General features: G+C 38.9%; 10 protein-coding genes. 8 read left to right on the top strand and 2 right to left on the bottom strand.

Going from position 1 to position 10,009, the window contains the following annotated elements; genetic code table 11:
* Positions 1-4: 4 nt before the first annotated feature.
* From NCWK1_RS16275 to NCWK1_RS16300, 6 genes are all read left to right on the top strand, one after another.
* Positions 5-1,216 (top strand): glycosyltransferase family 4 protein, encoded by a 1,212-nt coding sequence (locus NCWK1_RS16275; RefSeq protein ID WP_096576984.1) that lies wholly within the window; start codon positions 5-7, stop codon positions 1,214-1,216.
* A 20-nt stretch (positions 1,217-1,236) separates the two neighbouring features.
* A complete protein-coding gene (locus tag NCWK1_RS16280; protein ID WP_096576986.1) occupies positions 1,237-2,202 on the top strand; it encodes a glycosyltransferase family 10 domain-containing protein in 966 nt (321 codons plus the stop codon).
* Positions 2,203-2,207: 5 nt separating this feature from the next.
* Positions 2,208-3,218, top strand: coding sequence for an Npun_R2821/Npun_R2822 family protein (locus NCWK1_RS16285; RefSeq protein WP_096576988.1), 1,011 nt, complete (start codon positions 2,208-2,210; stop codon positions 3,216-3,218).
* Position 3,219: 1 nt separating this feature from the next.
* Positions 3,220-4,146 (top strand): Npun_R2821/Npun_R2822 family protein, encoded by a 927-nt coding sequence (locus tag NCWK1_RS16290; RefSeq protein WP_103125422.1) that lies wholly within the window; start codon positions 3,220-3,222, stop codon positions 4,144-4,146.
* 264 nt (positions 4,147-4,410) lie between these two features.
* Complete coding sequence (gene rplI / locus NCWK1_RS16295) at positions 4,411-4,869, top strand: 50S ribosomal protein L9 (RefSeq protein ID WP_096584900.1); 459 nt, start codon at positions 4,411-4,413, stop codon at positions 4,867-4,869.
* A gap of 175 nt (positions 4,870-5,044) precedes the next feature.
* Positions 5,045-7,684: a replicative DNA helicase gene (locus NCWK1_RS16300; protein WP_103125423.1), complete on the top strand. Its 2,640-nt coding sequence runs from the start codon at positions 5,045-5,047 to the stop codon at positions 7,682-7,684.
* A 62-nt stretch (positions 7,685-7,746) separates the two neighbouring features.
* Here NCWK1_RS16300 and NCWK1_RS16305 read toward each other — a convergent pair whose 3' ends face one another.
* Together NCWK1_RS16305 and NCWK1_RS16310 are read right to left on the bottom strand one after the other, a co-directional pair.
* A complete protein-coding gene (locus tag NCWK1_RS16305; protein ID WP_096576994.1) occupies positions 7,747-8,268 on the bottom strand; it encodes an FKBP-type peptidyl-prolyl cis-trans isomerase in 522 nt (173 codons plus the stop codon).
* Between the two features lie 79 nt (positions 8,269-8,347).
* The gene (locus NCWK1_RS16310) at positions 8,348-8,671 is read right to left on the bottom strand and encodes a phasin family protein (RefSeq protein WP_096576996.1); all 324 of its coding nucleotides are present in this window, start codon (positions 8,669-8,671) and stop codon (positions 8,348-8,350) included.
* Between the two features lie 135 nt (positions 8,672-8,806).
* On the opposite strand from NCWK1_RS16310, the gene NCWK1_RS16315 reads away from it, so the two are divergent.
* Together NCWK1_RS16315 and NCWK1_RS16320 are read left to right on the top strand one after the other, a co-directional pair.
* Complete coding sequence (locus tag NCWK1_RS16315; protein WP_096576998.1) at positions 8,807-9,115, top strand: TIGR03792 family protein; 309 nt, start codon at positions 8,807-8,809, stop codon at positions 9,113-9,115.
* 304 nt (positions 9,116-9,419) lie between these two features.
* Positions 9,420-9,623, top strand: a complete 204-nt coding sequence (locus NCWK1_RS16320; RefSeq protein WP_096577000.1) for a chlorophyll a-b binding domain-containing protein — start codon at positions 9,420-9,422, stop codon at positions 9,621-9,623.
* The last annotated feature ends 386 nt before the right edge of the window (positions 9,624-10,009 follow it).

A 10,009-nucleotide genomic window follows, 5' to 3' on the forward strand; every position in this document is an offset into this window, starting at 1 on the left:
TTTTATGAAAAACCATAGTTTACAAAAAAACTATAACTTTTTTCTTACCGAAGAATTACCCAAACCAGACGCTTATTACGTCCAGGCTGCTAACGCTGCCAATGGAGCCGCCAACTTAGGTTGTCCTACAGTTTTGATTTATCCCCAAAAAGGTTGGGAAGCAATGAACCCAGTTCATTTATTACAGCCTTTTCAACCAGAAAAACCGCCAGAAAGCGTGATTAAATATTACAACTTGCAAGATAAATTACAAGTCGCTAGGCTACCAATGCCTTGGCCTATTGATTATTTTAAAAATAAATTTACTAATTCTAAAACCATCGCTACAAAGTATTATTTTCCCTTTCATATTCGGTCAACTACCAAAATTGTTCATGCTTGGAATTGGAATTTTGTCAAAGCAGCAATTCAAAATGGTGTGCCAGCAATTTATGAGCATCACCACCATGAAGATAAACAATTTGAACCAGAAATAGTCAACCATCCATTATTTCAAGTTGCTGTCACAGTGGCAGATACAGTCCGAGATAGCATGATTAAACATGGGATGCCACCAGAAAAACTGATTAAAATTCATAATGGGTTTAATCGCTTATTTATGGAGAGACAGCCCGAAAAAGCATCCGCATGGCGAGAAAAGCTGCTAAAAAATCAGCGATCGCATTTAGTAGTTTATGCCGGGGCGCTTCAACAATTTAAAGGCATTGATATTTTAATTGATGTCGCCAAACAAATGCCAAATGTGCAGTTTGCTTGTGCTGGTGGTAAACCAAGTGAAGTTGCACATTATCAACAATTAGCCCAAGCCAAACAAACAGATAATATTTGTTTTTTGGGTCATGTTTTACATGATGAATTAGCACCTTTATTACAAGCTGCCGATATTTTGGCTCATCCCCATTGTTCAGGAAAAGCTGCTACTTTTACTTCCCCCTTAAAACTATTTGATTATTTAGCTTCAGGAAATCCGATTGTGGCAACAGAAATTCCCTCATTAATGGAATTTAAAAATACTGTAGCGATCGCAGCTTGGTGTGAACCAGATAACCCAGAGAAATTTGCCGCCGCCCTCCAACAAGTTTTAGACACTCATCCCAAAAAAATTGATGGTTATCCAGAAACCATCGAATTTGTCAAACAATTTTCTTGGGAAAATCGCGCTGCCAAAATTCTCAGTTATGTTGATGAATCTTATCGTCCTCAACTTGTAGCTTAATCTCAAACCAAATAAACCAAATGCAAATCACAACCGTCGGTATGATTAGCAGCTATAAAGCCTTAAAAACTCAAGGCGATTGGCTGTGGCAACAAACACCTCATCCTTTTGGAGTTTGGCAAAACATTCAACTTCAGGCATTAGCAAACAAGCCTGAGTTTTTATTAATGTATCAGTTTGACTTTCCGCACATACTCAAAAAGCCCAAAGAAACCTGGTTAAGTCGCCTGCAAAAAAAACAGCGATCGCCAGAATTAGATATTAACTCTTTGCTCCGGGGAGTCAGCAAAGAACAAATAATTTACCTCATGCGAGAACCGCCCTTAGATGAAGTAGTAGGAAAACATAAAAAAGTTTATCAAACAGCACAACAATATTGTGGCTATGTTTCTGGCCCCGATGATTTTGCACCAATTCCTGAATATATGCCAGCTATTTGGTATCACAGCAACTCATTTAAAGATTTAAACGAAATGCCGCCTCCAGCAAAAGTTGCTCCCTGTAGTTGGATTACTTCGGGAATTAATCGTACAGCCAATCATCGCCAACGGTTAAGTTTTTTGGAATCGATGCAGTCCAGCGAAATTAAATTTGATTTGTATGGACGTGACTTACCTACATCAGCAAATTCCCAGGGTGAGCTTGGTAATAAATGGTATGGTATGGCTCCGTATTATTACAATCTGGCAATTGAAAACTATGCAGATAATAATTGGTATGTAAGTGAAAAACTTTGGGATGCTCTACTAGCGTGGTGTTTGCCAATATACTATGGCGGCCCTGCGGCAGATAAATTATTACCACCTGGGAGTTTTTTAAGATTACCCAGCTTGGATGAAAAAGGCATCGCTTATATTCAAGAAGTAACTGCTACCCCTGATGCTTGGTATGCAGCCAAAGATGCGATCGCGGAAGCTCGTCAAATCATTCTGCACAAATTAAATCTGCTGAATTGGCTGGCAAATTTTGTGAAAAATAATGGTTAAAACTTATGACAAATGGCATCTATACTTTGGCTAATGATTATGTCTACAACCAACTTGTAGCCTTACTCAATAGCATCGAAGTTAATGCTGGCGATGTGCCAGTATGCGTGATTGCTTATAACGATCAGATAGATTTAGTACGTGCTGAAGTTGCATCCAGAAAAAATGTCACGCTGTTAGAAGATCCAGAAATTTTTGCGCGATGGGAAGAGTTTTCTCACCGTGTTTGGCAATCTCATCCGACAGCGATTGAAACTTGGCAAGCTAAAGGTATTCAAAAATTTTATCGCGTTGGAGAAAATCGTCGTTACTGTGCATTTGATCCAGGCAGTTATTTTGAAAATTTTATCTATTTGGACGCTGACACATTAGTGATGCAGCCCTTAGATTTTGTCTTTGACAAGTTAGATGAATATGATTTTGTCGCTTACGACTTTCAATATAAAGACCCTGGTCATATCTTTAAAGTATCATCGCCAAAGTTGTATGAAGTATTTAACCAAGAGCGAATTGAATCAGAAATTTTCTGCTCTGGTTTTTATGCTTCTAAGCGAGGTATATTTCCCCCCGAACAAAGAGAATGGTTACTATCACAGTTGAATAATGGCGACTCAGAAATTTTGTATATGGGCGCTCCCAACCAGTCTGTACTGAATTATATGAGAATGAAAGGTAATGTATCCTATTACAACTTTTCTCTTAATTTACCAGAAAATCAATTAACAGGTTGTTGTGCCAATTCGCCCCATTTTGTTAATCAGCATAATGTACTTTATGACAAAGGTAATAAATTAACATTTCTGCATTATATTGGTTTATCTTCTAAATTATTTAATCGCCTTTGTGCTGGAGAAAATATTGATTTTCCTTACAGAGATATTTTCTTGCACTATCGCTACTTGAAAGAACCAGAAAATCAACCAAAATTTACAACTAAACCCAAAGCTTATAATGCGCCTCCGAGTTTAGGTAAACGAATTCTCAAAAAATTAGGTTTGACAGTAGGAGGGAAATAAGATGAGTCGGGGAATTTATATTTTTGCGAATGATAAAGTCACAGATCATGCGATCGCTCTGTTGAATAGTATCCGCTTAACAGACCCGGATATCCCGATTGTCATGATTCCATATAATGAAAACTATCACAATATAGCTGCAATACTCAATCAACATTATGGTGTGCAGGTATACGAAGATTTAGATTTCATTAATCATCTTTCTCAGAAGTTATTTGACATCTTTGGCGGACAATTTTTTGCCAGTCCCAATAAACTCCGTAAACCAGCTTGTTGGTTTGGCCCCTTTGATGAATTTTTGTACATCGATACTGATGTGGTGGTCTTTGAAAAACTCAGTAATAACTTTAATTATTTAGCAGAATACGACTTTATTTGTTGCGATTATCAACATTTGGGCGGGATAAAAAATGTTTTTAGTCCTCATGTTGTAGAAGCACAAGTATTTACTCAAGCTGAAACCAAAGATATTTTTAATAGTGGTTTTTGGGGTTCCAAGAAAAATATTTTTTCCGAACAAGATTTATACGACACCTTTGCAGAATGTGCCGCCCATCCAGAGTATTTTGACTTTAGCGAAAAAGTTTCTGATCAACCAATTCTCAATTATCTCCTGCTGAGGCGAATTCCGCGTCGCTTTAACATTGTGCGTCGCCCTGAGAAAGCCCCAGGAAATTGGGCGGGTAGCCCCCAGTTTCAGCAACAAGGTCAAATTCTCATTGACCCGACAGTTAATCAACCTCTGCAATTCTTGCACTGGGCTGGGATTCACATTCAACCAGGCTGTCCTTATTGGGATATTTGGGAACATTACCGCAATTTAAATCCAGCAATACCATCGGCGGAAATTCCCGCACCCCCAAAACAAAGTCAATGGAAAACAACAATCAAAACAGTCAAAAAACAAGTTCGCAAAATTTTTACGTAAACGAACAAAGTCAAAAACCCTTGCTAATCTCAATTTTTATTCTTTTGAACGCCAGTTGCTTCAAGTCGGCAGAGCCGCCCAACGCACTGGCTCCTTTTGACTTTTGACTTTTGACTTACTAAACAGTTGCGATCGCCCCCCGCCTTTCGCTAGGATCTGTAAGCTTTAGGGTATAGACAAAGCTGCTTGGGATACAGTTACACTCATGTAGGCTATCCTGCTGCAACCCAAGTTATTGAGATTTTACAGGAAAAACAGAAAACAATGGCGAAACGCGTACAGTTAGTTTTGACTCAAGATGTCAGCAAGTTAGGAAAATTAGGCGATTTAGTAGAAGTAGCTCCTGGCTATGCTCGAAATTACCTCATTCCCAAGAGTTTGGCAACCCGTGCTACTCCTGGTATTCTCAAGCAAGTAGAACGCCGTCGTGAACAAGAGCGTCAACGGCAATTAGAACTTAAGCAACAAGCGCTAGAACAAAAAGCTGCTTTAGAAAAAGTTGGCAGCTTGAAAATTGCCAAGCAAGTTGGTGAAAACGAAGCCATCTTCGGTACTGTTACCAGCCAAGATGTAGCAGATGCAATTCAAGCAGCTACCAGCCAAGAAGTTGACCGTCGTGGTATTACCATACCCGATATTGGCAAGCTGGGTACTTACAAAGCGGAAATTAAGTTGTTCTCAGACGTAACAGCGCAAATCGACGTTGAAGTGGTTGCCAGCTAACGATTTGCTGAGATTTTGCCACAGATACACACAGATGTTTTATCAGTGTTAAATCTGTGGTTGCTAATTTCTTCAGCAAGTTGTCAGTAATCACCGAGTTGCAACTGTGTTCTCTCGCAGATTTTGGACTATAAGGGTAATAGAGACATCCTCATTACTCATCCAAAATCGCATTATGGCGGAAGAACTAAGTTTTCAAGGCGATGGTAGCGATCGCCTACCACCCCAAAATATTGAAGCAGAAGAAGCGATTTTGGGGGGAATTTTATTAGATCCAGAAGCGATTGGTCGAGTTAGCGATCGCTTAGTGGCAGAAGCATTTTATATTAGCGCCCACAGAGAAATCTATCAAGCCGCCTTGCGCCTCCATGCTCAAGGTAAACCTACAGATTTACTTTCAATTACCAGCTGGTTAACAGATAATGATTTACTAGCTAAAATTGGCGGCAGAAATAAGTTAGCTACCCTTGTAGACCGTACAGTTTCAGCGGTTAACATTGACGCTTTAGCAGGATTAGTTATGGAAAAATACCTGCGGCGACAGTTAATTAAAGCTGGCAACGAAATTGTCCATCTTGGTTATGAAACAGAAACCGAATTACCACTAGTTTTAGATAAAGCAGAACAGAAAGTTTTTGGTGTTACCCAAGAACGCCCGCAATCGGGTTTAGTACATATTTCTGATACTTTAGTCAATACTTTTCAAGATATTGAAACGCGCCACCAAGGTATTGCTTTACCTGGGATTCCTTGCGGCTTTTATGATTTAGATGCTATGACTAGCGGTTTTCAGCGTTCTGATTTAATCATCGTCGCTGGGAGACCGTCAATGGGGAAAACGGCATTTTGCTTGAACCTAGCTCATAATATTGCTGCTGGTTATAAATTACCAGTCGCGGTTTTTAGCTTAGAAATGTCTAAAGAACAGCTAGTACAGCGACTATTAGCCAGTGAAGCGGGAATTGAATCTGGTTATCTGCGGAGTGGACGCATCAGCCAAACCCAGTGGGAACCGTTAAGTCGCGCGATTGGTATGCTTTCCGAGATGCCAATTTATATTGATGATACGCCGAATATGACCGTTAACGAAATGCGATCGCAAGCTAGGCGACTACAAGCCGAACAAGGCGCAGATTTAGGCTTGATTGTCATAGATTACTTGCAATTAATGGAAGGTGCAGGTGATAACCGCGTACAAGAATTATCTCGCATTACGCGAAGTCTCAAAGGTTTAGCCCGTGAATTATCTGTGCCTGTAATTGCTTTATCCCAGTTAAGTCGCGGCGTAGAAGCACGTACCAACAAGCGTCCGATGTTATCTGATTTGAGAGAATCAGGTTGTTTAACAGGTGATAGTTTAATTACGTTGGCAGATAGTGGATTACAAGTACCAATTAAAGAATTAGTTGGTAAATCTGGTTTTGCTGTTTGGGCATTGAATGAATCCACAATGCAATTAGAAAGGGCAATTGTTAGTCATGCTTTTTCTACAGGAATCAAGCCTGTATTTACCCTAAAAACTCGATTAGGACGGAAAATTCGTGCCACAGCTAATCATAAATTTTTAACTATTAATGGCTGGAGAAGACTTGATGAATTAAATCTTAAACAACATCTATGTTTACCAAGACAGATTCCTATCTCTGGTAAACAAACAATGACCTATGCCGAGGTTGCATTATTAGGACATTTAATTGGTGATGGCTGTACACTCCCACGTCATGCTATACAGTACACAACTAGAGAGATAGATTTAGCAGAGAATGTTGCTTTCTTAGCCAGAGAAGTTTTTGGAGATTCAATTGTTCCTAAAATCTCGCCTGAACGAGACTGGTATCAAGTTTATTTATCCGCAGCACAACGTCTTACTCATAATGTGAGGAATCCTATTGCTAAATGGTTAGATTCCCTCGGAGTGTTTGGTTTAAGGTCTTACGAAAAATTTGTACCTCAAGAATTATTCTCACAACCACAAGAGTTAATAGCCTACTTTTTACGACACCTTTGGAGTACAGATGGTTGTATTAAATTAGTTGCTGGTAAAAAACCAAGACCTGTTGCTTATTATGCCAGCAGTAGCGAGAGACTAGCTTTTGATGTACAAACGCTTTTGTTAAGGCTTGGTATTAATGCCAAGGTCAAGATAATTCCTCAAATTTGCAAAGGTAGAAACCAATATCATGTAACAATTACTGGTAAGCCTGACCTTGAGTTATTTATCCAAACAGTTAGAGCAGTAGGAGAATATAAGCTAAGTTCATTACAACAAATTGCTCAACACTTGCAAAACTCAATTCATAACCCTAACAGAGATGTCATTCCCAAAGATGTTTGGAAAACACTTGTTGTACCCGCAATGCCAAGTGTTGGTTTAACCACAAGGCTATTACATTCCTCCCTAAGAACATCTTATTGTGGCTCTACGTTTTACAAAGCGAATTTAAGTCGAGAAAGAGCATTAAAAGTAGCCAAACTTGTTCAATCAAATGAACTTTTATTCCTGGCTAATAGCGATGTTTATTGGGACGAAATAGTTTCAATTGAATTAAGTGGAGAAGAAGAAGTATTTGATTTGACTGTTACTGGCTTACACAATTTTGTAGCCAATAATATTATTGTTCATAACTCTATCGAGCAAGATGCGGATTTGGTGATTATGCTATACCGCGATGAATATTATTCACCAGATACGCCCGATCGCGGCATTGCTGAAGTCATAGTAGCAAAGCACCGCAACGGTCCAACAGGTACAGTGAAATTGTTATTCGACCCGCAATATACCAAATTTAAAAACCTAGCAAGACCAAATTACTAAATTCTGAAGTATAAAGTCTGAAAGTATAAAATTTTCAGACTTCATACTTCACACTTCAGCCTTTACTTAACATCAAGCAATTCCACATCAAAAATTAGGGTAGCGTTAGGTGGAATTACACCACCTGCACCACGGGAACCATAGCCTAACTCTGCGGGGATAATCAACTCACGTTGACCCCCAACTTTCATTGTGCTGAGGCCTTCGTCCCAACCTTTGATCACTTGTCCTACTCCGATTTGAAAGCTAAAAGGACGGCCGCGATCGCGGGAACTATCAAACTGAGTACCATCTTCTAAAGTGCCAGTGTAGTGAACTACAACTGTTTGGCCAGACTGAGGCGTTGCCCCTGTTCCCTCTTTGATTTCAACGTATTTCAGCCCAGAGGAAGTAGTGACAACATTTTTATCAGACATAGTGTTGTTCGCTATTAGAGTATCGTTTTTTGTAATGGTAGTGGGCGATGATTGCGATTGAGTCAAATTAGCAGCAATGGCAGTATCTTGTTTATTGCCTAATTGCCCTAACACTAAAACCACAACACAAACCAGCATGACACCCACGCTGAGTAAAATTGCTTTCAAAATTAGTCCTCCCTACTGAGGTCGTTTGGAAAAAGCAATACTAACAGAACACATTTAGTTTAAATCACAAAGGACAGATTTAACGCCAAAGCTTATTTTCTAAATCACGTACTTGACGTTCCAAACGGTCAATTCTTCCCCGTAGTTCATCTACCTCAGACTGGCGCGCCACCCCTAAGTCCTGCATCATATTCCGCATTTGTCTTTGCATTTGAACATCCCAGTTTCCTTGCTCCGACTTTAACTGCTGTACAATATCATCCATTACCGCCTTAGCTTGCTCAGGATTTAGCTTGCCGTCTTTGACTAATTCATCACTGACTTCTCGCAACTTTTCTGCTACCAAAGACGTTGTACCAATTCCTACCATCATTAGCTGTTGCAACCAATTGTTGCTATCCATACGTCCTTCCTGTTATTTATTTCAAACCAGCCTCCTTGCTCTTGAGTGTATGCAATCAAGCTATGCTGGAAGCGGAGTTAATTCTAGCCTACATCTCTATTTTGGCAAATTAGCAAACAGAAGGAATGAAAAGGTGTGGTTATAGAACTGCTGAAATTTCAGGTTGAACCAAATCGGCGAGAAAGTTTTATCCAGCAAGATGCAGAAATTTGGACAACAGCCTTAGCAAAGTATCCAGGCTTCCTTAGTAAAGAAGTCTGGATTAACCCACACAACCTTTCAGAAGTTATTTTCATTATTCGTTGGGCAACAAGAGAACAGTGGCAAGCTATTTCTGAAGCAGACTTAGCAGTTATTGATAGTAAATTTGCTCAAGCATTAGGAGATACCTATCAGCTAATAGAGTCAGCCGAGTATCAAGTACGAAAATTTCCTCATACGTAAGATTTATTGCTTGAATTAGACTCATTGCTGAATTAATAGCAAAATTTATAATTCCTCTAACTGAAGCAGTATTTCACTAGCAATTTAGCCATAACATTGATGAGTAAAATGTTGATATTCGGAAATTTTACTCATCTATAAATTATGTATCTGTAGATAAAAAATACTTATCTTTTGTGATATTTATTGACTTTGGAAACTCTCTCTCAAGATTTACTGGTGATTTGAAACTACAGACAGATAATAGTATGTAGTTTGGTAACTACTATAAGAAATGAAATGATTCTATTTAGGAAATTTAACAATGGAACGTTATCCTAGTGATAAAACAGAAACCGCATATAATGGCAAAGATCGTAATGCTTTGGAAGCTGGAATAACTCCCCAGACTGAACTTTGGAACGGTCGTTTAGCTATGATTGGTTTTCTTGCTTATCTACTGTGGGATTTAAATGGTTATAGCGTAGTGCGTGATGTACTTCATCTAGTTGCTTATAATTCCCGCTAAAAATTAGGCTGATTTCAAAAGTAGTAAACTCTGCAAAACTCTAGATTATGGGTATTATTTTTTCCCATAATCTATTTTTTGATCAGCAGCGATCGCTAAGATAAAATTATCTATTTGCTCCGGCAAAATCTGGAGCAAGATTTGTGCGTAATGCAGGACGTAAACTAAGATAACCTAACGCACCAACTAAAGGTATTTTTTATTGACTCAAGCAAACAGCTTATGTTGGGCTTGAATTTTTAGATATGCTGTTGATCACTGGTGGTCGTCATTCAGGTTTTATAGTAGGATTGAGCATAATTTTAGGTATTTGTTTTGTGGGTTGGAGCGAAAGTAAGCGAATATATAAACATTAAAATGCGTTTATAAAATTTACTCAAACAAAC

The organism is Nostoc cycadae WK-1 (assembly GCF_002897135.1).
GTDB lineage: Bacteria > Cyanobacteriota > Cyanobacteriia > Cyanobacteriales > Nostocaceae > Nostoc_B.